Below are 25,801 nucleotides of genomic sequence, written 5' to 3'. Positions count from 1 at the left end.
CTGTTGTTGGGAGGGGGGCTATGGGGATGCTCCGGACAGGATGTTCCCTCTCATCCCGACGAGTCCTGCCTCTCCTCCATGTGCGGCGGATCGGATGGCGGCCTCTCAGGCGATGCCGGCATGGATGGAGGCGGAGTGCCGGCGCCCTCGGCCATCGACCCCACCGTCCCGACGGACTTCGGCGCCTCCATCGAGTTTCTCTACAGGGGTCCGAACCCGATACAGGTGGACGTGGCCGAGGGGGCCCTGGAGCCACGCCGGGTTGCCGTCATCCGCGGGAAGGTGTTGGGAAGGACTGGGCAGCCCATCGTGGCTGCTCGCATCGATGTTCTCGCCCACCCCGAGTTGGGCCACACGCTCACGAATGCCCAGGGTGAGTACTCGCTCGCGGTAAATGGCGGAGGGGCACTCACGATCGACGTGGAGAAGCCAGGGTTCCTGCCCGTCCAACGACAGGTGAATGCTCCGTGGCGCGAATTCATTCCGCTCCCAGAGGTGGTCTTGACCGCCTTGGACTCCAACGTCACAGCCATCACGCCAGGAACCGCGGAGCTCCAGGTCGCACAAGGCAGCGTGGTGGAGGACAGCGCTGGCAGCCGCCGAGCCACCCTGCTGTTCGCGCCCGGAACCCAGGCGGCGATGTTCCTGCGCGACGGGACCCGTGTTCCCCTGACAGGTCCATTTCACGTGCGCGCGACCGAGTACACCGTCGGGAGCGAAGGCCCCGCCGCCATGCCCGGCATGCTGCCCGCCACCAGTGGCTACACCTACGCCGTGGAACTGAGTGTCGACGAAGCGCTGCAGGCAGGCGCCACCGAGGTGCGCTTCAGCCCACCCGTCCAGGGATACGTGGACAACTTCCTGGCCTTTCCACCGGGTCTCGTCGTGCCCTCCGGCTACTACGACCGGCAGCAGGGGCGCTGGCGCGCCTCGGAGAATGGGCGGGTCATCGCGCTCGTTGGAGAACGCGAGGGACTCGCTCAAGTGGATGCGGACGGGGACGGAGCACCTGACGACCGAGAGCAACTGACGGCCCTGGGCTTCACCGATGCGGAACGTGCGCGCCTGGCCGCCTTGTATGCCGTGGGCAAGAGCCTGTGGCGGGTGCCCATCACGCACTTCACGCCGTATGACTTCAACTGGCCTTTTGGGCCTCCACCGGATGCGCAAGAACCCCAGCAACCCGAGCCACGAACTGAGACACCGGAGGCCCAGCCCGACTGTGAAAGCGGAAGCATCATCGAATGCCAGAACCAGACGTTAGGAGAGATCCTGGCCATTCCGGGGACGCCGTTCCAGCTTCACTACCGCAGCGACCGGGCCGCCGCCCGCACCGCAAACCGGGCCCTCCGGATTCCGCTGAGCGGAGGTCACGTTCCCGCAAGCCTGAAGAACATCGTCCTCATCGTGAACGTCGCGGGACAGGCCTTCGCTCGAACCTTCCCCGCGCGTCCGAACCAGAGCTATCGCTTCGTATGGGATGGTCTGGATGCTTTTGGCCGGCAGGTCTGGGGGGAACAGACCGCCCGCATCCGGATCGGCTACGTCTACGGGTTGAGCTACTACGCGAGCCCGGATGATCAGTACCAGGCCTGGGCCCGGTATGGAGAGCGAAGCACCCGGTTCGAGGGCTCTGACGGCCGGGACACGACGCTGTGGCAGTTCCACACCGCCACGGTGGTGTCCCTGCCGGACTTCAGCCAACTGGGAGGCTGGAGCCTCGACGCGCATCATGCCTACGACCCGTGGCGGAGCACCCTCTATCTGGGCCAGGGAGGCGCCCTTCCCGGGCGGGAATCCCTGGGCAAGACGCCCCGGGTGCTGACCACCGCGACGCCCACCTTCAGTGGAGACCACGGCCCGGCGAAGCAGGCGCGCCTCGCGGCGCCCCAGGGGATCGCCGTCGCGGCGGACGGAACGGTCTACATCGCGGATACGGGCAACCACCGCATCCGGCAGGTGCGGCCCAATGGGGTCCTCTCCACGGTGGCGGGCAACGGGGTGAAGGGCGCGACGGGAGATGGTGGCAGGGCGCTCATCGCCAGTCTGGCCTCTCCCGAGGCGGTGGCCGTGGGGCTAGACGGAGCGCTGTACATCGCGGACACGGGCAACCACCGCATCCGTCGCGTCACGTCAGACGGACTCATCTCCACGGTGGCGGGCACGGGACTCGCGGCGGACGGCGGAGACGGGGGGCGCGCGACCCTGGCGAACCTGAATGCTCCCGCAGGCGCCGCAGTAGGACCGGACGGCAGCATCTACCTCGCGGATACCGGCAACCACCGCATCCGTCGCGTCACGCCAGACGGCATCATCTCCACGGTGGCGGGCACGGGTGCTCGTGGCAATGCGGGAGAAGGCGGACTCGCTGTCGCGGCGAAACTGGATACACCTCGTGCACTGGTCGTGGGCCCCGAAGGCGTCCTCTCTTTCGTGGACTCAGGCAACCGCCGCCTGCGCCGTGTCGATACGGAGGGCAGGCTCTTCACGCTGCTCACTTCACCGGACGAGGAGGAACTGCGCACCGGCAGGACACGCGGGCAGAAGCTGTACGACGAATCGCCGCGAGGCTGGCTTTGGGGCCTTGCCCTCGGCCCTGACGGCAGCCTCTACACGTCATCCTCGCATCGATGTCTCCTGCACCGCCTCTTCCCGGATGGAAGCGCATGGGCCATCAACAGCGGCGGATGCGGAGGCGCGCCCTCGGACGAAGGCCCCTCCGCGAGCCTCACCGCGCCCAGGGGGCTCGCCGTGGCCCTTGATGGCAGCCTCCTCGTGGCGGACGCGTCCCAGTTCGTCATCCGCAGGGTCTCATTGGACGGCGCTCTCTTTGTCTTCGCCGGAGGGGGACCGGCGGCACCGGTCGTCACCGCCCCCGCGCCGCCCCAATATCCAGTGGGGACCCTGGAGACGCCCTGTGGCCAGGTCGATGACCTCGTGCCCTCCTCCGACGGCAGCGAGCTGTATGGCTTTGGTTGGCAGGGGCGGCACCTCTGCACCCTGGAGTCCTGGGCGCTCGCGGTCAGGTATCGCTTCTCCTACGACGAGAGCGCGCGGTTGGTTTCGGTCACGGACGGGGCCGGCCTCATCACCCGGATTGAACGGGACGCGGCAGGGGCACCCACGGCCATCCTGGCCCCACACGGCCAGCGCACCGAGTTGAAGACAGGGCCCGATGGATTGCTCGCCTCCATCGTCCGGCCAGGCAGGGAGCGCGTGGCCCTGACCTACCAGGAGGGCGGGCTGCTCTCATCCCTATGTGACGAACACGGCGGGATGCACCTGTTCGAATACGGCCCGGAAGGCTGGCTGACGAAGGACTCCCAGCCCTCGGGAGGATTCAAGGCGCTCACACGGACGAAGGAAGACACCGGCTACACGGTGGCGCTCTCCACCGCGCTGGGGCGCACCCGGAAATACCAACTGGAAGACCTGGAGTCAGGCGTCCAGCGGCGCGTCACCACCGCGGCGGATGGGACGGCGTGGACGACGCTGCGCTCACCGAATGGCACCACGGTCTACACCGCGCCGGATGGCATGGTGACCACGGTGGTGGAGACGCCGGAGCCCCGCCTGGGCATGCAGGCGCCGCTCGTGGCATCGCGCACCGTGAAGCTGCCGAGCGGGCTCACCTCCATGTCCACGCACCAGCGGGAGGTGACCCTCCTGCCCCAGGGCACGCTGCTGGACGTGGGGACACAGACAGACACGGTGACGGTGAATGGCCGGACCACCACCGTCCGCTATGAAGCCTCCGGACGAAGGCTCCTCTCCACCAGCCCCATGGGCAGGGTGTCGGTCCTCACGCTGGACGCGCAGGGACGCCTCCACAAGGCCGAGGCGCCAGGCCTGCTTCCGGTGGCGTTCACCTACGACGAGGGAGGCCGCCCCGGTTCCGTCGTCCAGGGGAGCCGGCGAAGGGCCTTCACGTATGGAGCGGACGGCGCCTTGCGCTCCGTGGTGGATGGGCTGGACCGCGCCAGCGTCCTCACGCGGGACGAGGCAGGTCGCATCACCTCCAGCACGCTTCCGGGAAACCGGGTCACGGGTTTCACCTATGAGACGGGGGACGCGCCCGCTTCGATGACGCCACCCGGGCGGCCCTCACACGCATTCCAATACACAGCCACGGAGGCACTGGCGTCGTATGAGCCTCCTGGCGGGAGCGCCTTCGCGTCGGGCTACACCTACGACCTGGATGACGCACTCACCGGGCTCCGACAGCCGGGCGGCACCGTGTCCTTCGCCTACGACGCCGCGGGGAGACTCGCCACCCTGGACATCCCTGGCACGCGGGTCACGACTGGCTATGACGGCGCAGGACGTCTCCGCTCGCTCGCGAGCACCTCCGGGGTGGGGCTCGAGTTCAGCCACGACGGTCCGCTGGTGACTGGCGTTTCCTGGAAGGGCGCCGTGACAGGGTCGCTCCAGTACGGCCATGACGCGGACTTCCGGGTCGCGACGTCCGCCGTCAATGGCGAGTCGCCCGTGGCGTATGCCTATGACCTGGACGGACTGCTCGTCTCGGCGGGAGCGCTGACGCTGTCACGGCGCGACGACAACGGCCTGCTCTCGGGAACACGGCTCGGCTCGGTTTCCACCGTTGAAGCATCCAATGCCTACGGAGAGCAGGAGTCCTGGTCCGCCGCTTCTGGAGCCGTCTCGCTCTTGTCCTACCAACTGGAGCGCGACGAGTTGGGCAGCATCGTCCAGCGGACCGAGACGGAGGGGACCACCGTCCATACGGACGTCTTCACCCATGACGAGGCCGGACGGCTGGCCTCCGTCACCCGCGACGGAGTCCTGCTGGAGGCGAACACCTACGACGCCAATGGCAACCGCATCTCCGTCCTCCGAGACGAGTTGCAAACAGCCACCCATGACGCCCAGGACCGGCTGCTGTCCTTGGGGGACAAGACCTATAGCTACGGCGCCAACGGGGACCTTCAGACGCGCACGGAGGGAGCGCACACCACCCAATACGCGTATGACGCGCTGGGTGCGCTGGTGCACGTCGAACTCCCGGACGGCACGCAACTCGAATACGTGCTCGACGCGGCGTCGAGGCGGGTCGGCAAGAAGGCGGATGGCACGCTCATCCAGGGCTTTCTCTACGAGGGGCGGCGGGTCGTCGCGGAGCTCGATGGCGCGGGAAACGTCGCCAGCCGCTTCGTTCATGCCACGCGGGGGCATGCGCCCGATTTCATGCTCAAGGGAGGGATCACCTACCGCATCCTCACGGACCCACTGGGAAGCCCGCGCCTCGTCGTCGACACCCGGAACGGGACGGTGGTGCAGCGCATGGAGTACGACGTCTGGGGCAACGTCGTCGCGGATTCGAACCCCGGCTTCCAGCCCTTCGGCTTCGCGGGAGGCCTCTACGACCGGGACACGAGACTGACCCGCTTCGGGGCGCGGGACTACGACGCCGAAACGGGGCGCTGGACGGCCAAGGACCCCATCCGGTTCGCAGGCGGAGATTCGAACCTCTATGCCTACGCCGCGAACCAGCCCCACCAGTTCATCGATCCTGATGGACGGCGCATCGTCTCCATCGCCCCTGCGCTACAGTCCGCGTTCAACAACATCAAGGCCACGGAACTGGGCCGGTTCACCGTCGACACGCTGGAGAACAGCCCGCATGAGTTCAGCTTCAGTCAAGGGAGCCAGATGCGAGATCGTGAGGGGAATCGCACTCCGGGCCATTCACGCCGGATGGGAAACGTATGCTCCGCGCGGCCAGACGGAACCCAGCGATATCTCGCCCCTCAAGCCTTCGTGAGCATCATCGACACTCGCCTCGCCCCCAGGTCTGGGCACTCCGTCGAGGAAGTCTTGTTCCATGAGATGTGGCACAGCACCCAGTTTTCACAAAATCCATATAAAACATCTTTCGAAGGACTTATCTTCCTTGAAGTTGAAATGGAAGCCCAGAGCATGACAACGGCCTTCCTGGACGAGGTTTTCAATGCCAACCCATAGGACGTCCTGGCTTCTCCTGGCTGGAGCCACAGGAGGTTTTTTGACCGTGCATTGGATGAACTCGACGAGTCCGGTCGCGCCAGAAGCATCATTACCCGATGCGTCACTCAACGCTTCCCCTCAAGCGCAGCCCATGCAATCCATTGCCCTATTGACTCGACTCCGCCATGGCATGACACGAGCCGAAGCGGAAGCGCTCGGACAAAACCTCACATTGAGCGGGTACCCGGCGAGGGTGACCTACTGGTTTTCCTCTGACGAAAAGCTTGAGAACCTTGGGGCCTCGGTCGTTCGCAGGGAAGCGCGCTGCGCAACGGCGTTCAAGGCCCTCCACGATGAGGCAGTTTCCGTTCTTGGCTCTCCCACCTCCACCAACCGCGAGGTGGGAGGAAAGCAGTGCGAAGACTGGACCCTCAGTGACTCAGTGCTTCGCATCTGCTGCAGACAAATCGCCCCATCGGACGGAGGAACCGGCTGGATGCTCCTGATGGCGATCAAGTCCTTCTCTCCTCACAAGATGATCGACATTACAAACGGCTTTCACTGAGATTCATGATGGAGCTCGGTCCCAGACTCGATACCTTCAGGATCCTCACGTTCGCGAGCGGCAAGCCATGAGCATCCTGGACGAGGCAGATCGAAAGCTGACCGACAACGAGTGCGCCGGCGCTAGGGACGACTACCGCGTGGCCATGCGGCAGCAGGAGCCATCTAGCTGCGCAGCCCCGGGGCTTCCTGGCCCGTGCGCGCGGCGTACTCCGTGTAGCCGCCGCCGTACTTGTGGATGCCGTCCGGCGTCAACTCCAGCACGCGGTTGGACAGCGCGCCCAGGAAGTGCCGGCCGTGGGGCACAACAATGTTGTGCACTCGTAGCATGACAGCGCCTGATGCGACTCGCGGGCAGGCCAAGTAGTCCCGTAAGGACAAACAAACCATCCCAGCCCCTCGTTGACCTGCCTGGCTGACGACCGACAGGCTATAGGCCGACTCTGTCTTTCGGGGGAACGGATGCAAGAGCAAACCCGGCCCAGGCTGGTCCTATGGCCTTGGCATGGCTTCCTGCTGTTGTTGGCAGGGGGGCTGTGGGGATGCCCCGGACAGGATGCTCCCTCTCCCCCTGACGAGGTCTGCATTTCCGCCACGTGTGGCGGAGTGGACGCCGGCATGGATGGAGGCGGGGTGCAGGCTCCCTCGGCCATCGACCGCACCATCCCCACCGACTTCGGCGCCTCCATCGAGTTTCTCTACAAAGGCCCGAACCCGGTGCAGGTGGGCGTGGCCGAAGGTGCCTTGGATACACGCAGGATTGGCGTCATTCGCGGGAAGGTGATGGGCAGGAATGGACAGCCCATCGTGGATGCCCGCATGGGTGTCCTTGCCCACCCCGAACTGGGTCATACGCTCACGAATGCCCAAGGTGAGTACTCGCTCGCAGTGAATGGCGGTGGGGCACTCACGCTCGAAGTGGAGAAGCCAGGGTTCCTCCCCGTCCAGCGACAGGTGGATGTCCCGTGGCGCGAATTCGTTCCCCTTCCAGAGGTGGTGTTGACCGCCTTGGACTCCAGCGTCACGGCCATCACACCGGGAGCCACGGAGCTCCAGGTCGCGCGGGGCAGCGTGGTGGAGGACAGCGCCGGCAGCCGCCAGGCCACCCTGGTGTTCGCGCCCGGAACCCAGGCGGAGATGCTCCTGCGCGACGGGACCCGTGTTCCCCTGACCGGACCGTTTCACGTACGCGCGACCGAGTACACCGTGGGCCCCGAGGGCCCCGCGGCCATGCCCGGCATGCTGCCAGCCACCAGCGGCTGCACCTACGCCGTGGAGCTGAGCGTGGACGAAGCGCTGGAGGCAGGCGCCACCGAGGTGCGCTTCAGCCCGCCGGTCCAGGGATACGTGGACAACTTCCTCGCGTTTCCAGCGGGTCTCGTCGTGCCCTCCGGCTACTACGACCGGCAACAGGGCCACTGGCGCACCTCGGACAATGGGCGGGTCATCGCGCTCGTGGGGGAACGCGACGGGCTCGCTCAAGTGGATGCGGATGGAGATGGCGCGCCTGACGACCGCGAGCAATTGACCGCCTTGGGCTTCACCGATGCGGAGCGTGCACGCCTGGCCGCCTTGTATGCAGTGGGCAAGAGCCTGTGGCGGGTGCCCATCACGCACTTCACGCCGTATGACTACAACTGGCCTTTTGGGCCTCCACCGGATGCGCAAGAGCCCCAGCAACCCGAGCCACGGGCTGAGACACCAGAGGCCCAGCCCGACTGTGAAAGCGGCAGCATCATCGAATGCCAGAACCAGACGTTGGGAGAGGTCCTGTCCATCCCCGGGACGCCCTTCCAACTTCACTACCGCAGTGACCGGGCCGCTGCCCGCACCGCGAACCGGGCCCTCCGGATCCCGCTGAGCGGAGGCCACGTCCCCGCGAGCCTGAAGAACATCGTCCTCATCGTGAACGTCGCGGGACAGGACTTCGCCCGAACCTTCCCTCCGCGTCCGCACCAGAGCTATCGCTTCGTCTGGGATGGCCTGGATGCTTTCGGCCGGCAGGTCTGGGGAGAACAGACCGTCCACATCCGAATCGGCTACGTCTACGGGTTGAGCTACTACGCGAGCCCGGATGATCAGTACCAGGCCTGGGCCCGGTATGGAGATCGAAGTACTCAGTTCGAGGGCCCTGGCGGCCGGGGCACGACGCTGTGGCAGTTCCACACCGCCACGGTGGTGTCCCTGCCGGACTTCAGCGGACTGGGAGGCTGGAGCCTCGACACGCATCATGTCTACGACCCGTGGCGGAGCACCCTCTACCTGGGCCAGGGAGGAACCCTTCCCGGGCGGGAGCCCCTGGGACGGACGCCCAGGGTGCTGACCACCGCGACGCCGACCTTCAGTGGAGATTACGGCCCGGCGAAGCAGGCGCGTCTCGCCGCGCCCCAGGGCGTTGCCATCGCGGCGGACGGAACGGTCTACATCGCGGATACGGGCAACCACCGCATCCGGCAGGTGAAGCCCAATGGGGTCATCGCCACGGCGGCGGGCAACGGGGTGAAGGGCGCGGCGGGAGATGGCGGCAGGGCGCTCCTCGCCAGCCTGGATTCTCCCGAGGCGGTGGCCGTGGGGCCAGACGGAGCGCTGTACATCGCGGATACGGGCAACCATCGCATCCGCCAGGTCACTCCAGACGGACGCATCTCCACGGTGGCGGGCACGGGGCTCGCGGCGGACGGTGGAGACGGAGGTCCCGCGCCCCTGGCGAACCTGAATGCTCCCGCGGGCGTCGCGGTGGGACCGGACGGCAGCATCTACCTCGCGGATACCGGCAACCACCGCATCCGTCGCGTCACGTCAGACGGCATCATCTCCACGGTGGCGGGCACGGGTACCCGTGGCGCATCGAGGGAAGGCAGGCTCGCGATCACCGCGGACCTGGACACACCGCGCGCCCTGGTCGTGGGCCCTGAAGGCGTCCTCTCCTTCGTGGACTCGGGCAACCGCCGTCTGCGACAGGTGGATACGGAGGGCAGACTGTTCACGCTGCTCTCCTCACTGGACGAGGAGGAGCTGCGCATCGGCAGCAGGTCCCGCGGGCAGAAGCTGTACGAGGAGTCCCCGCGAGGCTCACTCTGGGGCCTTGCCCTCGGCCCTGACGGCAGCCTCTACACGTCGTCGTCTCACCGATGCATTCTGCACCGCCTCCTCCCGGATGGCAGCGCGTGGGCCATCAACAACGGCGGATGCGGAGGAGAGCCTTCCAAGGAAGGGCCCCTCGCCAGTCTGACAGCGCCCAAGGGGCTCGCCGTGGCCCTCGATGGCAGCCTCCTTGTGGGGGACGCGTCCCAGTTCGTCGTCCGCAGGGTCTCCTTGGACGGCAACCTCTTTGTCTTCGCCGGAGGGGGGCCGGCGGCACCGGTCGTCACCGCGCCCGCGCCGCCCCAGTATCCGGCAGGGACACTGGAGACACCCTGTGGCCAGGTCGATGACCTCGTGCCCTCCCCCGACGGCAGCGAGCTGTATGGCTTTGGCTGGCAGGGGCGGCACCTTTGCACCCTGGAGGCCTGGACGCTCGCGGTCAGGTATCGCTTCTCCTACGACGAGAGCGCGCGGTTGGTTTCGGTCACGGACGGGGCCGGCCTCATCACCCGGATTGAACGGGACGCGGCAGGGGCACCCACGGCCATCCTGGCCCCACACGGCCAGCGCACCGAGTTGAAGACAGGGCCTGATGGATTGCTCACCTCCCTCGCCCGGCCAGGCAGGGAGAGCGTGGCCCTGACCTACCAGGAGGGCGGACTGCTCTCGTCCCTGCGAGACGAACGCGGCGGGATGCACCTGTTCGAATACAGCCCGGAGGGCTGGCTGACGAAGGACTCCAACCCCTCGGGAGGATTCAAGGCCCTCACACGGGTGCAGGGGGATACCGGCTACACGGTGACGCTCTCCACCGCGATGGGGCGCACCCGGAAGTACCAGTTGGAAGACCTGGAGTCAGGCGTCCAGCGGCGCATCACCACCGCGGCGGATGGGACGGCGTGGACGACGCTGCGTTTACCGAATGGCACCACGGTCTCCACCGCGCCGGATGGCACGGTCACCACGGTGGTGGAGACGCCGGAGCCCCGCCTGGGCATGCAGTCGCCGCTCGTGGCATCGCGCACCGTGAAGCTGCCGAGCGGGTTGATCTCCACATCCAGTCACCAGCGAGAGGTGACGCTCCTGCCCCAGGGCACGCTGCTGGACGTGGGGACGCAGACGGACACGGTGACGGTGAATGGCCGGACCACCACCCTGCGCTACGAGGCCGCTGGAAGACGTCTCCTCTCCACCAGCCCCATGGGCAAGGTGTCTGTCCTCACGCTGGACGCGCAGGGACGCCTCCAGCAGGCGGAGGCGCCGGGCCTGCTTCCGGTGGCGTTCACCTACGACACAGAGGGCCGCCCCGGGTCCGTCGTCCAGGGGAGCCGGCGGAGGACCTTCGCGTATGGAGCGGACGGCGCCTTGCGCTCCGTGACGGATGGGCTGGACCGCGCCACCGTCTTCACGCGGGACGAGGCCGGTCGCCTCACCTCCAGCACCCTTCCTGGAAACCGTGTCACGGGATTCACCTATGAGACGGGGGACGCGCCCGCCTCGATGACGCCCCCCGGACGGCCCTCACACGGCTTCCGGTATACGGCCACGGAGGCACTGTCGTCCTATGCGCCTCCTGGAGGGAGCGCCTTCGCGTCTGGCTACACCTACGACCTGGATGATGCGCTCACCGAGTTCCGACAGCCGGGCGGCGCCGTGTCATTCGCCTACGACGCCGCGGGGCGACTCGTCACCCTGGACATCCCGGGCACGCGCGTCACGACTGGCTATGACGGAGCAGGGCGTCTCCGCTCGCTCGCGAGCACCTCAGGAGTGGGGCTCGAATTCAGCCACGACGGTCCACTGGTGACCGGCGTTTCCTGGAAGGGAGCCGTGGCAGGGTCGCTCCAGTACAGCCACGACACGGACTTCCGGATCGCGACGTCGTCCGTCAATGGCGGGACGCCCGTGGCGTATGCCTATGACCTGGACGGACTGCTCGTCTCGGCGGGAGCGCTGACGCTGTCACGGCGCGACGACAATGGGCTCCTCGCGCGGACACATCTCGGCTCGATCTCCACCGTTGAAACCTCCAACGCCTACGGGGAGTTGGAGTCCTGGTCCGCCGCTTCCGGGGACGTCCCGCTGTTGTCCTACCAATTGGAACGCGACGTGCTGGGCCGCATCGTCCGGCGAACTGAAACCGAGGGGACCACCGTCCATACGGACGTCTTCACCCATGACGAGGCGGGACGGCTGGCGTCCGTCACCCGCGACGGTGCCCTCCTGGAGGAGAACACCTACGACGCCAATGGCAACCGCACCTCCGTCCTCCGGGGCGAGCTGCAGACGGCCACCCATGACGCCCAGGACCGGCTCCTGACCTTTGGGAACAGGACCTACAGCTACGGCCCTGGCGGGGACCTCCAGACACGCACGGAGGGAACACGCACCACCCAGTACGCGTATGACGCACTGGGCGGGCTGGTCCATGTCGCGCTCCCTGACGGCACGCAGCTCGAGTACTTGCTCGACGCCGCGTCGAGGCGTGTCGGCAAGAAGGTGGATGGCACGCTCATCCAGGGCTTCCTCTACGAGGGGCGGCGGGTCATCGCGGAGCTCGATGGCGCGGGGAACGTCGTCAGCCGCTTCGTCCATGCCACGCGGGGCCATGCGCCCGACTTCATGTTCAAGGGAGGCATCACCTACCGCATCCTCGCGGACCCGCTGGGAAGCCCGCGCCTCGTCGTCGACACCCGGAACGGGGCGGTGGTGCAGCGCATGGAGTACGACGTCTGGGGCAATGTCGTCGCGGATTCGAACCCCGGCTTCCAGCCCTTCGGCTTCGCGGGGGGCCTCCATGACCGGGACACGAAGCTGACCCGCTTCGGGGCGAGGGACTACGACGCCGAAACGGGGCGCTGGACGGCCAAGGATCCCATCCGATTCGCGGGCGGGGACTCCAACCTCTACGCCTACGTGGGTAACGATCCAGTCAACCTGATTGACCCGAGCGGTCGTTTCGCGGGCCCCACGCCCGTCGTGACGGTCGCGGCGGGAGTCTCCCTCAACTGGGTCGCGGGAGCAGGAATCGCCTTCTCAGGCGGATGGCTCGCGGGCACCTGGCTCAATGAGAACTTCCTGGAGGCTCCCATCCAGGCCTTCCTCTGGAACCACTTTGGGAATGACACAACAAGCACTGGCCCAGCCTGCTCCAGCGCATCTACTGAAGGATACGGAGACATTGGTAGTTACTCCGGCCCTATCGATCCAGACGATTTCCTAGGCGCGGCTGAAGAATGGTTGGGCCCCAATTACCGCCACATCGCACCAGGAGTTTACAGATCCGCAGACGGGCTACGGCAAGTCCGGATGACCGACGGTGACTTGAGCGGCCGCGGGAGAACACCGTACCCGCATGGGCATTTCGAAGCGCTGAACTCCTTTGGCAAAGTCATTGAGAACGACCACATCCCACTATCCCCATGAAACTCAGAGCGATCATCAAATCAAAAACAGTAAAATCAATGGGCAAACCCGTTGCTTCGATTGAAATCGCAATCGAAGAAGGCGCCCTCTACTTGTTCCGCCAGGGAGTCAACGGGGAACCACTCGGTGACACATGGCACCAAAACCTTGAAGAGGCCATAAGTCAGGCAAAATTTGAGTTCTCGGTGGACGCTGCGGACTGGGAACATATAGAGGATTGATTTCAGCACATGCGTTCATGGCCTCCGGCAGCCGCCCTTGAAGCTCAGGAACCGGTGACGACTGATGCTCGACATCGAACGTGACATGGTGGAACTCGATCCCGGACCACTCAACCATGAGCCCTGGGCAGGCAAGGGACTCCCATGATGTACATTGGCGCCGTCTTTGGCGGTCCTGAACTCGCCGACGCCCCCATTGAAAAGGCGATCCGTCTGATCGGGAAGGCGCGAGGCCCGATAGAAAAGAGCGATTCCGGAGCATTGGACATCGTCTTCCATGTGCCCGGCTCTCTCCTCAAGCCAGAGTTCACGGGAGTCCGCACGGCAAAATTCTCGCGCAAGGAACGAACGCTCATGCTTCAGATTGCCGTTCCAGAGGAACAAGTCCATACACCTGATGTCCGTTGGTTACTGGACGCGATACGCGAGGCCGTTCGACTTGCGCGCCCCAAGTTTGAGCGTGCCGGAATCGAGTACCTGGAGAAGGAGCACCTCTCCATTGTGGACAGGATCCAGCGGGAAGTCCTGAAGTAGCCCGAACAAGAACCACAGGCCCTGAAGGCATCCCTCATGGATGAGATTTCAATGCCAACCCATAAGACATCCTGGCTTCTCCTGGCTGGAGCCACAGGATTTTTTTGACCAGGCATCGGATGAGTTCGGCGAGCCCAGCCACACCGGACGCATCGTTACCGGATGCGTCGCAAGCCTCTCCCCTCCCCCTGTTTGCTCGACTCCGCCATGGCATGACACGCGCCGAAGCGGAAGCCCTCGGACAAGGCGCCACACTGGGCGGATACCCGGGGAAGGTGACCTACGGGTTCTCCCCCGACGAGCAACTTGAGAACTTCGGGATCTCGGTCTTCCGCCGGGAAGCGCGCTGCGCAACGGCGTTCAAGGCCCTCCACGATGAGGCCGTTTCCGTTCTTGGTGCTCCCACCTCCACCAATCCGGCTGGATGCTCCTGATGGCGATCAAGTCCTTCTCTCCCCAAGAGAAGTTCGACATCCGAGACGGCTTCCATTGAAGCAAAGACGCCCAGAGCGCTCCCACGCTCTGGGCGACTGATACGTCAGCTGCGCAGACCCGGGGCTTCCTGGCCCGTGCGCGCGACGTACTCCGTGTAGCCGCCGCCGTACTTGTGGATGCCGTCCGGCGTCAGCTCCAGCACGCGGTTGGACAGCGCTCCCAGGAAGTGCCGGTCGTGGGACACGAACAACATCGTGCCCTCGTAGCGCGAGAGCGCCGTGATCAGCATCTCCTTCGTGCCCATGTCCAGGTGGTTCGTGGGCTCGTCCAGCACCAGGAAGTTCGGCGGGTCGTAGAGCATCTGCGCCATCACCAGACGCGCCTTCTCTCCACCCGACAACACCCGGCACTTCTTCTCCACCTCGTCGCCGCTGAACCCGAAGCAGCCGGCCAGCGCCCTCAGCGAGCCCTGCCCCGCCCTGGGGAACGAATCCGACAGCTGCTCGAAGACCGTCTTCTCTCCGTCCAACAGGTCCATGGCGTGCTGCGCGAAGTAGCCCATCTTCACGCTGCCACCCAACGCCACCGTGCCTTCATCCGGCTGCGTCGAGCCCGTCACCAGCTTCAGCAACGTGGACTTGCCCGCGCCGTTCACGCCCATCACACACCAGCGCTCCGCGCGGCGCACCAGGAAGTCCAGGCCGTCGTAGATGGTCCGCTTGCCGTAGCCCTTGCTCACGTTCTTCAGGTTCACCACGTCGTCACCTGAACGCGGCGGCGGCTGGAACTCGAAGAGCACCGTGGAGCGGCGCTTCGGCGGCTCCACCTTCTCAATCTTCTCCAGCTTCTTCACCCGGCTCTGCACCTGCGCCGCGTGCGACGCGCGGGCCTTGAACCGCTCGATGAACTTGATCTCCTTCGCGAGCATCGCCTGCTGACGCTCGTACTGCGCCTGCTGCTGCGCCTCGTTCTGCGCGCGCTGGCCTTCGTAGAAGTCGTAGTTGCCCGAGTACGTCGTCAGCGAACCGCCGTCGATCTCCACCACCTTCGTCACGATGCGGTTCATGAACTCGCGATCGTGCGACGTCATCAGCAGGCCGCCCTCGTACCCCTTGAGGAAACCCTCCAGCCAGATGAGCGACTCCAGGTCCAGGTGGTTGGAGGGCTCGTCCAGGAACATCGCGTCCGGCCGCATCAGCAGGATGCGGGAGAGCGCCACGCGCATCTTCCAGCCGCCCGACAGCTTGCCCACGTCGCCGTCCATCATCTCTTCGCTGAAGCCCAGGCCCGCGAGGATTTCCCGCGCGCGGCCCTCCAGCGCGTACCCGCCCAGCTCCTCGAACCGGCCCTGCACGACGCCGTAGCGCTCGACGAGCTTCTCCATGTTGTCCGCCTGGTCCGGGTCACCCATGGCGGCTTCCAGGTGCTTCATCTCCGCCGCGACGGTGCTCACCGGGCCCGCGCCGTCCATCACTTCGGACACCGCGCTGCGGCCGTTCATCTCACCGACGTCCTGGCTGAAGTAGCCAATCGTGACGCCCCGGTCGATGGAGACCTGTCCCTCGTCTGGGTACTCCTGGCCGGTCATCATCCGGAACAGCGTCGTCTTGCCCGCGCCGTTCGGGCCCACCAGGCCCACCTTCTCGCCCTTGTGGAGAGCGGCCGACGCCTCGATGAAGAGGATCTGCTGACCGTGTTGCTTGCCGATGTTGTCGAGACGGATCATGTGCGTACCGAAAAGGCCCGGGGAATCAGGCGGCGCGCCCTTATGCCACGAGCCGCCCGCCGGAGGGATGGTTCCGAACCCCCAACGGCCCCAGGTCCATCCACGCGGCCGGGCAGGCAGGCCCCCGCCCGGGATTCCGCCCGGCTTGGAACGCGGGCCTCAGTCGTCCCGGTGCACCGTGCCCGGGGAGAACGCCGGGGTGCAGATGGCCACGTACTCCGCGCCGTCCTCCTCGGGGGTGCTGTAGCGGACCCACTCGCCGGGCTCGCACACCACCGTCTGGCCGGCGTGGACGTCCATCACCCCGCCCTTGTGCTCCACCCGCAGCGTGCCCGCGAGCACCAGGGTGATTTCACGGAACTCGGGCGTCTGGCCCGGCTCCTCCCACCCGCCGGGGCTGCGCATGTGGGCCACGCTGATGTTGGACGTCTTGGAGTTCACCCGGCCCACGTACTCGTCGATGAGCTTCGGCTTGTTGCCCACGGCCGTCACGCGGATGGGCTTCGGGATGAGCGTGGGCATGGCGAGGCTCCAGGGGAGGACGAAGGGAACAGCAGCCATCCCTACCCTACCAGCGCGTGGCGTAGAGTGCCGCCGTGCTGACCGTCGACAACCATCCCCTCCTCGACCTCATCGCCTTCACCTCCACTTTTCCCGCTCCCCTGGGGGACCTGCCCGCGCCCGACTGGCTGCAAGCCCTGCTGAAGCCCGGCGCCACCGCCCCCATCCAGAGTGACGACGCCGTCCGGGGCGCCGTGCGCGACCTGCTCCGCCACGGCGGCTACAAGCCCACGGGCCGGGGCAAGCCCGCGTCCGAGTACCTGGTGCGAGCCTCCGGCGACGGCACCCTGGGCACCATCAACGCCGCGGTGGACGCCTGCAACGCCGTGTCCCTGCACAGCGGCCTGCCCATCAGCGTCGTGGACCTGGACAAAGCCCAGGCCCCGTTCCGCGTCTCCACCGCCATCCAGGGCGACCGCTACGTCTTCAACGCCTCCGGGCAGACCATCGACCTGGAGGGCCTCTTGTGCCTCTTCGACGCGCAGGGCCCGTGCGCCAACGCGGTGAAGGACGCCCAGCGCACCAAGACGGACGCCACCACGCGCCGCACGCTCACGCTGCTGTGGGGCACCAAGGAGCTCAAGGGCCACACCGAGCGCGCCTTCACCTGGTACCGCGAGTTGCTGGAGCGCCTGGGCGCCACCGTCGAGCCCGTGCGCTGAAAAAGCCCTACGCCCCGGGCTCCAAGGCCAGCCCCGTCACGATGCGCTCCACGATGCCTTCAGGCGGGGGCGTCACGTCCACGGTGAACGCGTCGTCGGGGACCTCCAGCGTCTCCAGTTGGCTGTCGAGCAGCGACGCCGGCATGAAGTGCCCCAGGCGCTTCTGGATCCGCTCGCGGATGAGGGACGCGGACGCGTGCAGGTACACCCAGCGCTCTCGCGCGGGGTCCACGGTGAGCCTGGCGCGGTAGAGGGCCTTGAGGCCGGAGAACGCCAGCACCAGGTCCTCGTCCGCCTCCAGCGCCTTCTCCATCCTCGCGCGCAGGAGCTCCAGCCACGGCTGCCGGTCCACGTCCGTCAGCGGCGTGCCCGTGGCCATCTTCCGGCGGTTCTCCACCGAGTGCAGGTCGTCCGCGTCCACGAACGTCCACCCCAGCCGGTCCGCGAGCGCCCGGCCCACCGTGGACTTCCCGGTGCCTGAAACGCCCATGACGATGACCACCATGCCGTTGCCGCCTCCCTCGGGTGTCGCGCGCTCCCTCATGCTGCGGCCTTCCCGCCCCGGGTGCCACGCGAGAAGCACGGCCGGTGACACACCGGACGTGAGCGTCCGCTGCCCAACGCCGCCAGGCCCGCCCCCGCCATGCTTTCCACGTCGCGGCGGGGAACCGCTACCCTCCGCGTCATCATGACTTCTGTGGGAGCACCCCCCGGCCGGACACTCGCCCGGCTCCTCCTGTGCAGCTGCCTGCTCGCGCTGGTGTCCCTGACCGCCTGCCGCGACCCCGCCGCCGCGGCCGGCACCGCGCTCTTCGTCACCGCCCAGTTCGAGCCCGCCCTGAACCTCACCCGGCTGCGCATCTCCGCCACCGCGGACGGCGCCTCCGTGCCCACCACGCTGCTGCCCGAGGACTCCAGCCGCGCGCTCGTGAACGGTGAGACGTTCCGCGTCCTCCTGGACGGCGCGGCCAACGGCACCCAGGCCACCATCCGCGTGGACGGCCTGCGCGACGACGCGACGGTCGCCACCGGCGAGGCCACCGCCACCGTGCGCGACGGCTACGAGGTGGAGGTCACCGTGCGGCTGACCGCCTCCAACGGCGGCACCTTCTGCGTGGACTGCCCGGACGGCTGCTGCCGCGAAGGCGTGTGCACGTCCCGCACCTTCCGCACCTGCGGCGTGGGCGGCGTCGCCTGCGAAATCTGCGACTCGGACCGCGCCGACACCTGCACCAACCGCGGCACCTGCGGCTGCGGCACTGGCCCGTCCTGTGACCTCAACGCCAGCCGCTGCAACGGAGGCAAGTGCGTCTGCGGCCTCGGCAATGCGTGCGGTCCGGGGCTCGCATGCATCAACGGCTTCTGCAAGTGCGACCCGTCCACCTGCGCCGGCTGCTGCGAAGGCAACAGCTGCATCCCCGCGCCCAACAAGAACCAGTGCGGCAAGGGCGGCGAGGCCTGCAAGAAGTGCGACAAGCGCTGCAACCCGGACGGCTCCTGCGACTGACTCGCGCTAGCGCACGGTGAACGGGCGCGAGCTTCCCGCGTACGGGTGGATGCGCCCGTCCCAGCCGGACTTCCAGTTCCCCTCGTGCACCAGCCGGTACGTGCCCGGCTGCGTGTCCCGGGGAATGGGCCACGTGATTCGCACCTTCGAGCACGCGAGCGTGGGCACGCAGAACTCGCGCTGCCAATGGTACAGCGCGACGCCGTCCCCGTCGTTCGCCACGTCCCGCCACGTGCCGTCCGGCTCCCGCCGCTGCACGCGCAGGAAGGTGCCGCCTGTCTTCAGGTCATTGCGCGGATGGCCGCCCCAGAAGGTGACGCTCGCCGTGTCGCCACGCGCGTAGGAAGCCTTCGCCTCCTCCGAGACGGCGCCGAAGTCCACCCAGAGCAGCTTGTCGTCGAACACCACGCCGGGCTGCAGCCCCACCACCACCTTGCGCAGGTCGCGCGGCGTGGGACCGGGCGGCACGGACGCCCCTTCGCGCAACGCGCTCGCGAGCCCCGTGAAGGACTGTTGCAGCGCCCCCAGCGTCCACGGGCCGAAGTGCGTGGACGCGCCCTCGTAGTCCTGGCGCGCGTACTCCTCGCGCGTGGCCACGTAGCCCGAATAGTCGTTGGCCGGTCCCGCGATGACCACGTCCGTCACGCCCGTACCCTGGAGCTGCGCGCGCACCGTGTCGCGCAGCCGGCGGCCCGCCATGGTGGTCACCTCGAAGGGCACGGCCACCAGCGCCAGAGGGCCTACCGTCACCACCTGCAGGGGCAGCACCTCCGGGGTCCACGGGTAGGGCTTCATGGTGCCCATCTCCAGGACGATGGGCTTCTCTCCCTGGCAGGGCGTGGTGACGGCGGCGCAGGTGAACTGGCTCCACACGTCATGCACGTTCTCGCACGTGGCCCCTTCCGAACCGAAGCCGGGCCCGTCCTCCGCGCCCGCCAGCATGGACAGGCCGATGGCCGCGGGACAGGTGCGGTGCGTTCTGCCGTCCGTGAACGCGGGCGCGACGTCCACCGCGTCCATCTTCACGTAGGCGTGCCGGTAGTCCACGCCGCCCATCACCGGCATCCCGGCGGTGGACCACAGGTGCTCGGCGAAGTCGTATTGCTTCTTCGCGGACAGGGCCGCGTCCTCGAAGTCGTTCGCGCCGCCGCCGTTCGTGCCGCCCAGGATGTTGGGCGTGACGTCGCCTTCATTCGAGTTCGCGAACGCCGCGACGAAGGTGTCCGGGCCTCCGGGCGTCCGTCCTCCCTTCTCCACCTCGAACGTGTGCGCCGCGAGCCCCTTGTTGTCGCCAGTGATGTACGTGTTCGTGTTGCCGAAGGACGTTGCGTGCACGGCGAACCAGTTGACGAGCCCCAGCTCGCGCCCATCCGCTGCCGTCATCCGGAGCAGCGTCATGCGGTTGTCCACGTTGTCGGGATAGCGGGCGCGCTCGGACTCCGGGTTGCGCAGGTAGGCCTCCGGTGAGCGGTTGATGCTGGCGCCGTGCAGGTCGCCCGAGGACAGCCGCAGCGAGCCCTCGGCCAGGCGTGCGTTGGCGCGGAGGATGGAGTCCGTGATGCCGGAGACGATGGCCTCGAAGTTCTGGGGCACGAAGCCGAAGGTGGTCAGGTTGTAGAACGTGTAGTGGCTGAAGCCGCCCGGCCCGGAGTGCGTGTGCGTGGCGCTGAGCAGCACGTTGTCGTCGGAGAACGTGTCGCCCAGCTTCGAGCGCAGCCGCTCCACCACCTGCTGCTTCACCGCCTGGAACACCATGCCCAGGTCCGCGCTGACGAAGGCCACGCGGCGGCCGTTGCATGGCGAGGCGATGACGAACGCCCGCGAGTACAGTCGCAGGTGGATGCCCTCCGTCTTCTGGGACACCTGCCCGTAGCCCATCATCCCCACCTCCGCCGCGGGGCCGGTGATGTCCGAGCGCGCCGCGCCAATGAGGAAGTTCGCCGAGCCCGCGCACGCGTCCGCCGGAGCTTGCGCCGGAGCCGGAGCCCGCGGCGTTCCCTCCTGCGCGCTCGCCGTGGACAGCCGGGGGGTAGCGCCCGGCCCCAGCGACAGCACGCAGCCCAGCAGCAACCCGAGCACGGGAGCGAGGCGGGCGTTCAGCGTGCGCATGACATCCTCCACGGCCTCCGGAAGGGAAGGCCCCCGGCGGCGGCGGGTCCCAGCGTGTCGCTGTCGTCCCCTGGAGGGGAGCGCACGCGAGGGCAGGCCGTCCGACGCTCCACACTCGAACACGGGAGCGCGGCGGATTCAGTCCATTTCGCGGCAGCGGACGGGCGGCCCGCTCCGCCGCATGGACGCGGAATGCGGGCTGGTCAGGCCCCGAGTGTGGGCCGCGCGGCGACGTGCAGGGTGACGCGGAAGGTGGCGCCGTGGCCCTGCGTGGACTCCGCGGCGATGGTGCCGCCCAGCGCGCGCACGATGGTGTCGCAGATGGACAGGCCCAGGCCGGTGCCCTGGCCCGGCGCCTTGGTGGTGAAGAAGGGGTCGAAGATGCGGCGCAGCAGCTCCGGCGCGATGCCCCGGCCCGTGTCGCGCACCTCCACCACCACCCGGCCGTCGTCGTCCACGCGGCTGATGAGCCGGATCTCGTGCTCGTCCGTGAAGCCTTCCGGGATCGCGTGCGCGGCGTTGATGACCAGGTTGAGGAACACCTGGAACAGCTTGCCCTCGTTGGCGCGCACCGTCGGCACGACGCCGTACTGCTTCACCAGGCGGGCGCGCGGCCGGATTTCACTGGCCGCCATCTGCGCGACGGAGTCCAGCACGCGGTGCAGGTCCACCGACTCCTCGTGCGCGTCGTCCACGCGGGAGAAGACCTTGAGCTGGCGGACGATTTGCCGCATCCGCTCGGAGCCCTCGCGCGCGTCGTCCAGCACCTGCTGGTACTCCAGCAGCTCCTCGGCGCCCAGGGGCCGGGGCATGGGGCCCAGCGCGCGGTGCAGGAACTCCAGGTTGGAGAGCACGTAGGACAGCGGGTTGTTCAACTCGTGCGCGATGCCCGCGGCCAGCATGCCCATGGAGGCCAGCCGGTCCCCCAGCATGAGCTGCGCCTGCATGTGCTTGCGCTCGGTGAAGTCGCGCGCCACCGTCACGCGCGCGGGCACGCCGTCAAAGAGCACGCCCAGCGTCACCAGGTCCGCGCTCACCACCTGCCCGTCGCGGCGCACCAGCGGCACTTCATGCGAGCGGGCCGCCAGCGCCCCGTCCTGTGCCTCCTCCAGGTGGCGGCGCGCGACCTCCTGGTCCTCGCGCCGCACCAGACCCAGCAGGTGCCGGCCCAACAGCTGCGCGGGGTCCTGGTAGCCCAGGTAGTTGGCCATGGCCGGGTTCACCGACAGGAGCATGCCGTCCGTGGTGTGCACCACCACGGGGTCCGGGAACCCTTCGATGAGCAGGTGGAAGCCGGCCTCCGTGCGGCGCAGCGCCGTCTCCGTGCGCACGCGCAGCGCGTCCGTGGTGTGCTGCTCCAGCGCCAGCGACAGCGCGCCGGCCGCGCCGGACAACAGCTTCACCTCCACGTGCGACCAGGGCCGCGCGTCGTCGCAGTTGTCGAAGCCGATGAAGCCGAACGATTCGCCGTGCACCACCAGGGGCAGCACCAACAGCGAACGGATGCCCTGCGCCAGGAGCACCGGCGCGTTGTCCGCGCCGAAGTCCTCCGGCGAGCCCTGCACGGCCTCGCCCCGGTGGAGCTGCTCAAGCTGGTGCAGCGTGAAGGCCTGGTCGATGGGCCACGCTTGCGTGTCCGGGTTGTCCAGTTCGCGCGAGATGCCGGGCGCGCACCACTCCGCGCGCTGGGACTGGAGCATCCGTCCGGAGGCGTCGCGGTGGAACTCGAAGACGTAGGCGCGGCTGGCGCCCGCGACGCGGCCCAGCGGCTCCAGGACGGCGTTGTAGAAATCCCCGGAGCCCTCTGGCGCGAGCAGCTGCCGCTGCACCTCCACCATCGCGCCCAGGTAGCGCTCGCGCGTGGCGGCGGCCTCCTCCGCCAGACGGCGCGGGGTGACGTCCACCAGCGTGCCCAGCACACCGCCCAGGTGCTCCGGGTCGCCCGTCACGGACAACTCCACCCAGCGCGGCTGCGTGCCGCCAGACAGCCGCAGCTCCAGCCGCGAGGGCACGTCCGTGCGCGACAGCGCCGTGCGCAGCAGCACCCGCGCCTGGTCCCGGTCCTCCGGGTGGAACAGCTCCACGAGTACGCGGCCCAGCCACGCGTGCACGGGAGCTCCGACCAGGCGCTCCCAGGCGGGGGTCGCCAGGACGAGGCGGCCCGCCGCGTCCAATTCGAAGAGCGCCTCTCGCAGGAGCGACCCGGCGCGCTGGAAGCGACGCGTGTCCACGAGGTCGCCCGCCACGGATGACTGCCCCAGAGCAGCGGCGCTCCCCGTTTCGCGTTGCTCCTGCCCCACCGCGGCCTCCTTCAGCACGGATGAAACGAAATGAAACCTGGATTGGAGGGAAACCCACCCGGTGCGTCCGGGCCCGACCCCTCTCTCCGTCTCACCGCGGCCCGAAGCATAGGGCGCTCGAATGTTTCAAAGTCAATGGACCCACCCTGGACTCAGGGGTTTCCCTCGGAGTCGGGAGGCTCCCAGCCCCCTGGAATTCCGGAACGGGGGCGTTGACGGCGATCCCCAAGCAGGCGTGCAGGCACGCCACCAACGATGGCCCACGGGGGCACGTCGCGGGTGACGACGGCGCCCATTCCAATCACCGCGTGGTCGCCCACGGTGACACCGTCGGTGATACCCGCGTTGGCGCCCACCCAGACGTCCTGGCCAATCACGATGCCCTTCGAGGTGACGGGCTGCTCGCGCACGGGGCGATCCGGCGCGAGGCCATGGTCGAAGGCATAGAGCGTGGCGCCGGTGGCGATGCGACTGCCTTCGCCGATGCGGACGCCGCAAGTGCCGCCGTCCAGGCTGACGCGCGCGTTGAGGCTGACGCGCGACTCCAGCACCACGGGCCCGTGCACGAAGACGTCCGCGCCAATGCTGCACCCCGGCCCGATGCGCACGGTGCGGCCGGGCTCCGCGAAGATGCGCGCCTCCGGGGCAATGAAACATCCTTCGGCGATATCAACTGTCTCCAGCTCGCGCAGGCGGTCCTGCACCTCGCGCTGCCAGGCCTCCGCCCACTCGCGGTGGCGCGGCTTGAGACTGAAGTAGAGCCACGGCATCCACGACAGCCGCAGCTTGTGTTGTTCACGGCGTTGCGCGTTCAGGTCCACGTGTCCTGACCTACCACGGGCCCCGCATCGGCTTCACAGGGGCTCGGGCTTCACGGGCGGAGCGGTGACGGGCTCCGGTGCTGCCGCGGGTACCACGGTGAAGTGGCAGCGCTCGCGCTCCTTCGCCACGGCCTCCGCGTCCAAGGACACGGGGGTCAGGTGGCAGAGCATGTCGTCCGGCTCCCACGGGTACGGCTGGCCGTCCAGGCGCACGCGCCCTTCGGCCACGGCGCGCGTGGCCTCCACGAGCGACAGCGAGGACAGGTCGCGCATCAGCGCTTCGAAGCGGCCCTGGCGCTCCGGGGTGGAGAAGTGGAAGCGGCCGCGCGCGACGACGGCCAGGTGGTACCACATGGGCCGGAAGGCCACGCCGGCCAGGCCCAGGCGCTGGGCCATGGCGAGCAGCACCTCGGTCGTCTCGCGAGACAGGCCCAGGCCGGGCACCTCCTGGCCGGGCAGCTGCGGACGCTTGTCGCTGAAGCGCGCGCGGGGATGGCGCAGGGACAGCCAGTTGGCGAAGAGGAAGGTCTCGCCCTGGATTTCCTTCTTCTCCACCACCGAGTCCGACAGCAGGTGCTCGCGGCCGCCCGCGTGGCCCAGCACCATGATGCGGTCGCCGGTGCCGCCGGTGGAGGCCACCTGCACGCGCAGGCGGCTGTAGCCCAGGCGCTCCACGTACGACAGCAGGCCGTAGCGGAAGAGCGCGTACTCGATGCCCTGCGCGGTGTAGTGGCCCAGGACGCGCGGCTGCACCTCTGGCCCCAGCCGCAGCGGGCCCTCCAGGTCCTCCAGTGAGAAGGGCTCCCAGTGCGGTGCCTTCCCGGCGGTGTTGGCCTTCTCCGGATCCAACATGTGCGCGATGCGCTGGAAGCGCGCGCTCAACGGGTCATAGCGCGCGGTGATGCGCTGGTGGCCCAGGCCCGCGAGCACCAGCACCGTGCCCGCGAACAGCTTCCAGGACTCCGCGTGGTAGCCGCCCCCGGGCAGCCACACGCTGGCCTGTCCTCGCAGCGCGGCGGCGATGGCCACGTCGCGTTTGCGCGCCCCCTGGAGCGTGATGCCCACGCGCCCGAAGCGGTCCCCGGACAGCACGTCCCCGCCGGCGATGACGAAGGTGATGTCCGAGCGGGGCATGCGCGCGAGCAGGTCCTTCACCTTCTGCACGTAGGTGACGTCGTCGCAGCCATCCGGCACGCGTGTTTCATCCACGCCGGGGGGCAGCACGCCCCAGTCGCTGCCGGACACGGAGCCGATCCACGCCTTGGGTTGTCCGGCGAGGCACGCGGCGGTGCCGTCCGGCGGGTGCGCGTCCAGGTCCAGCACGGCCACGGAGCCGTCGAAGCCGGAGGCGCGCAGGTCCGCCACGGACACCGCGATGTCGTTGACGGTGCAGAAGCCGCCGCCCTTGTCCGGGCGCGCGTGGTGGAAGCCACCGGCCATGTTGACCACGGGCCCCTGTCGCGCGAGCGCCAGCCGGGCCGCGCCCAACGTCCCGCCGCACACGAGCCGCACGCTGTCCAGGAGCGCGTCCACGGGCACTTCCGACGGGTCGGTGGCGTAGATGCGCGCGAGCGTCGCGGGGTCGGAGAGGGACTCCAGGTAGCGGGCGTCGTGCACGCGCGCGAGCTGCGCGTAGGACACGGGCACGGGGTGGCGCACGTCCGCGGCGCGCACCACGCCGGCCTCCAGCAGGTACCAGGTGGTGAAGTCGGTGCCGCGCGGCTCGATGCCCACGGAGGACTCGATGCCGGTGAGGGGAAGGCGGTAGGCCTCGTCGTAGAAGACGTGCACCCGGCCGCGTCCCAGGCCCAGCTTCCAGAGCCACGCTTGAATCATCCGCGCCTCGCGGGTGGCAGGAGATGGCGGGCGTTCACGGGGACGAGGGAC

At 68.1% G+C, this 25,801-nt stretch carries 15 protein-coding genes; 7 read left to right on the top strand and 8 right to left on the bottom strand.

What is annotated here, in order from left to right:
* The first annotated feature begins 120 nt into the window (after nucleotides 1-120).
* Together D7Y15_RS10195 and D7Y15_RS44105 are read left to right on the top strand one after the other, a co-directional pair.
* The gene (locus D7Y15_RS10195; RefSeq protein ID WP_158629030.1) at nucleotides 121-5,982 is read left to right on the top strand and encodes an RHS repeat-associated core domain-containing protein; all 5,862 of its coding nucleotides are present in this window, start codon (nucleotides 121-123) and stop codon (nucleotides 5,980-5,982) included.
* A gap of 46 nt (nucleotides 5,983-6,028) precedes the next feature.
* Nucleotides 6,029-6,529 carry a hypothetical protein gene (locus D7Y15_RS44105; protein ID WP_147451965.1) on the top strand — a complete coding sequence of 167 codons (501 nt, stop codon included), beginning with the start codon at nucleotides 6,029-6,031 and terminating at the stop codon, nucleotides 6,527-6,529.
* 164 nt (nucleotides 6,530-6,693) lie between these two features.
* Here D7Y15_RS44105 and D7Y15_RS44660 read toward each other — a convergent pair whose 3' ends face one another.
* Nucleotides 6,694-6,849: a hypothetical protein gene (locus D7Y15_RS44660; protein ID WP_158624285.1), complete on the bottom strand. Its 156-nt coding sequence runs from the start codon at nucleotides 6,847-6,849 to the stop codon at nucleotides 6,694-6,696.
* 297 nt (nucleotides 6,850-7,146) lie between these two features.
* Here D7Y15_RS44660 and D7Y15_RS10190 point away from each other — a divergent pair, with 297 nt between their 5' ends.
* The 3 genes from D7Y15_RS10190 (at nucleotide 7,147) to D7Y15_RS10185 (ending at nucleotide 13,793) form a co-directional block, all read left to right on the top strand.
* Nucleotides 7,147-13,038, top strand: a complete 5,892-nt coding sequence (locus D7Y15_RS10190; RefSeq protein WP_158629029.1) for an RHS repeat-associated core domain-containing protein — start codon at nucleotides 7,147-7,149, stop codon at nucleotides 13,036-13,038.
* Nucleotides 13,035-13,259, top strand: a complete 225-nt coding sequence (locus D7Y15_RS44100) for a hypothetical protein (RefSeq protein WP_126933088.1) — start codon at nucleotides 13,035-13,037, stop codon at nucleotides 13,257-13,259. Before D7Y15_RS10190 ends, D7Y15_RS44100 begins: the two co-directional genes overlap by 4 nt.
* Nucleotides 13,260-13,403: 144 nt before the next feature.
* Nucleotides 13,404-13,793, top strand: coding sequence for a hypothetical protein (locus tag D7Y15_RS10185; RefSeq protein ID WP_120574707.1), 390 nt, complete (start codon nucleotides 13,404-13,406; stop codon nucleotides 13,791-13,793).
* Between the two features lie 538 nt (nucleotides 13,794-14,331).
* Here D7Y15_RS10185 and D7Y15_RS10180 read toward each other — a convergent pair.
* Both D7Y15_RS10180 and D7Y15_RS10175 read right to left on the bottom strand, forming a co-directional pair.
* Entirely contained in the window at nucleotides 14,332-15,954 is a 1,623-nt protein-coding gene (locus D7Y15_RS10180) for an ABC-F family ATP-binding cassette domain-containing protein (protein WP_120574708.1), read from the bottom strand.
* Nucleotides 15,955-16,113: 159 nt separating this feature from the next.
* Nucleotides 16,114-16,476, bottom strand: coding sequence for a cupin domain-containing protein (locus D7Y15_RS10175; protein WP_120574709.1), 363 nt, complete (start codon nucleotides 16,474-16,476; stop codon nucleotides 16,114-16,116).
* A gap of 74 nt (nucleotides 16,477-16,550) precedes the next feature.
* Between D7Y15_RS10175 and D7Y15_RS10170 the strand changes: the two genes are divergently transcribed.
* Complete coding sequence (locus tag D7Y15_RS10170) at nucleotides 16,551-17,177, top strand: phenylalanine--tRNA ligase beta subunit-related protein (protein WP_121752433.1); 627 nt, start codon at nucleotides 16,551-16,553, stop codon at nucleotides 17,175-17,177.
* 7 nt (nucleotides 17,178-17,184) lie between these two features.
* On the opposite strand, the gene D7Y15_RS10165 is transcribed toward D7Y15_RS10170, so the two are convergent.
* A complete protein-coding gene (locus tag D7Y15_RS10165; RefSeq protein ID WP_121752432.1) occupies nucleotides 17,185-17,682 on the bottom strand; it encodes a gluconokinase in 498 nt (165 codons plus the stop codon).
* A gap of 183 nt (nucleotides 17,683-17,865) precedes the next feature.
* On the opposite strand from D7Y15_RS10165, the gene D7Y15_RS10160 reads away from it, so the two are divergent.
* Nucleotides 17,866-18,684, top strand: a complete 819-nt coding sequence (locus D7Y15_RS10160; protein WP_121752431.1) for a cadherin-like beta sandwich domain-containing protein — start codon at nucleotides 17,866-17,868, stop codon at nucleotides 18,682-18,684.
* 6 nt (nucleotides 18,685-18,690) lie between these two features.
* On the opposite strand, the gene D7Y15_RS10155 is transcribed toward D7Y15_RS10160, so the two are convergent.
* The 4 genes from D7Y15_RS10155 to D7Y15_RS10140 all read right to left on the bottom strand — a co-directional run bounded on the left by D7Y15_RS10155 (nucleotide 18,691) and on the right by D7Y15_RS10140 (nucleotide 25,750).
* Nucleotides 18,691-20,793, bottom strand: a complete 2,103-nt coding sequence (locus tag D7Y15_RS10155) for a neutral/alkaline ceramidase (protein ID WP_120574729.1) — start codon at nucleotides 20,791-20,793, stop codon at nucleotides 18,691-18,693.
* 203 nt (nucleotides 20,794-20,996) lie between these two features.
* Nucleotides 20,997-23,039 carry an ATP-binding protein gene (locus tag D7Y15_RS10150; protein WP_233596637.1) on the bottom strand — a complete coding sequence of 681 codons (2,043 nt, stop codon included), beginning with the start codon at nucleotides 23,037-23,039 and terminating at the stop codon, nucleotides 20,997-20,999.
* Between the two features lie 206 nt (nucleotides 23,040-23,245).
* On the bottom strand, nucleotides 23,246-23,914 hold the full coding sequence (locus D7Y15_RS10145; RefSeq protein ID WP_120574712.1) for a DapH/DapD/GlmU-related protein: 669 nt from the start codon (nucleotides 23,912-23,914) through the stop codon (nucleotides 23,246-23,248).
* Nucleotides 23,915-23,947: 33 nt separating this feature from the next.
* Complete coding sequence (locus D7Y15_RS10140) at nucleotides 23,948-25,750, bottom strand: histone deacetylase (protein ID WP_121752430.1); 1,803 nt, start codon at nucleotides 25,748-25,750, stop codon at nucleotides 23,948-23,950.
* Between the last annotated feature and the right edge of the window lie 51 nt (nucleotides 25,751-25,801).

Origin of the sequence: Corallococcus sp. AB030, from assembly GCF_003668965.1 — a bacterium.
GTDB lineage: Bacteria > Myxococcota > Myxococcia > Myxococcales > Myxococcaceae > Corallococcus > Corallococcus exiguus.
The sequence above is the reverse complement of the archived record's forward strand: the minus strand, read 5'-3'. Positions and strand labels throughout refer to the sequence as shown.

Excerpts from the sequence above, each read along its gene's own strand:
- D7Y15_RS10195 (WP_158629030.1), top strand. The coding sequence starts at position 121 with ATGGATGGAGGCGGAGTGCCGGCGCCCTCGGCCATCGACCCCACCGTC.
- D7Y15_RS10190 (WP_158629029.1), top strand. The coding sequence starts at position 7,147 with ATGGATGGAGGCGGGGTGCAGGCTCCCTCGGCCATCGACCGCACCATC.
- D7Y15_RS10160 (WP_121752431.1), top strand. The coding sequence starts at position 17,866 with ATGACTTCTGTGGGAGCACCCCCCGGCCGGACACTCGCCCGGCTCCTC.
- D7Y15_RS10155 (WP_120574729.1), bottom strand. The coding sequence starts at position 20,793 with ATGCGCACGCTGAACGCCCGCCTCGCTCCCGTGCTCGGGTTGCTGCTG.
- D7Y15_RS10175 (WP_120574709.1), bottom strand. The coding sequence starts at position 16,476 with ATGCCCACGCTCATCCCGAAGCCCATCCGCGTGACGGCCGTGGGCAAC.
- D7Y15_RS10180 (WP_120574708.1), bottom strand. The coding sequence starts at position 15,954 with ATGATCCGTCTCGACAACATCGGCAAGCAACACGGTCAGCAGATCCTC.
- D7Y15_RS10185 (WP_120574707.1), top strand. The coding sequence starts at position 13,404 with ATGATGTACATTGGCGCCGTCTTTGGCGGTCCTGAACTCGCCGACGCC.
- D7Y15_RS44100 (WP_126933088.1), top strand. The coding sequence starts at position 13,035 with ATGAAACTCAGAGCGATCATCAAATCAAAAACAGTAAAATCAATGGGC.
- D7Y15_RS10140 (WP_121752430.1), bottom strand. The coding sequence starts at position 25,750 with ATGATTCAAGCGTGGCTCTGGAAGCTGGGCCTGGGACGCGGCCGGGTG.
- D7Y15_RS10165 (WP_121752432.1), bottom strand. The coding sequence starts at position 17,682 with ATGGTGGTCATCGTCATGGGCGTTTCAGGCACCGGGAAGTCCACGGTG.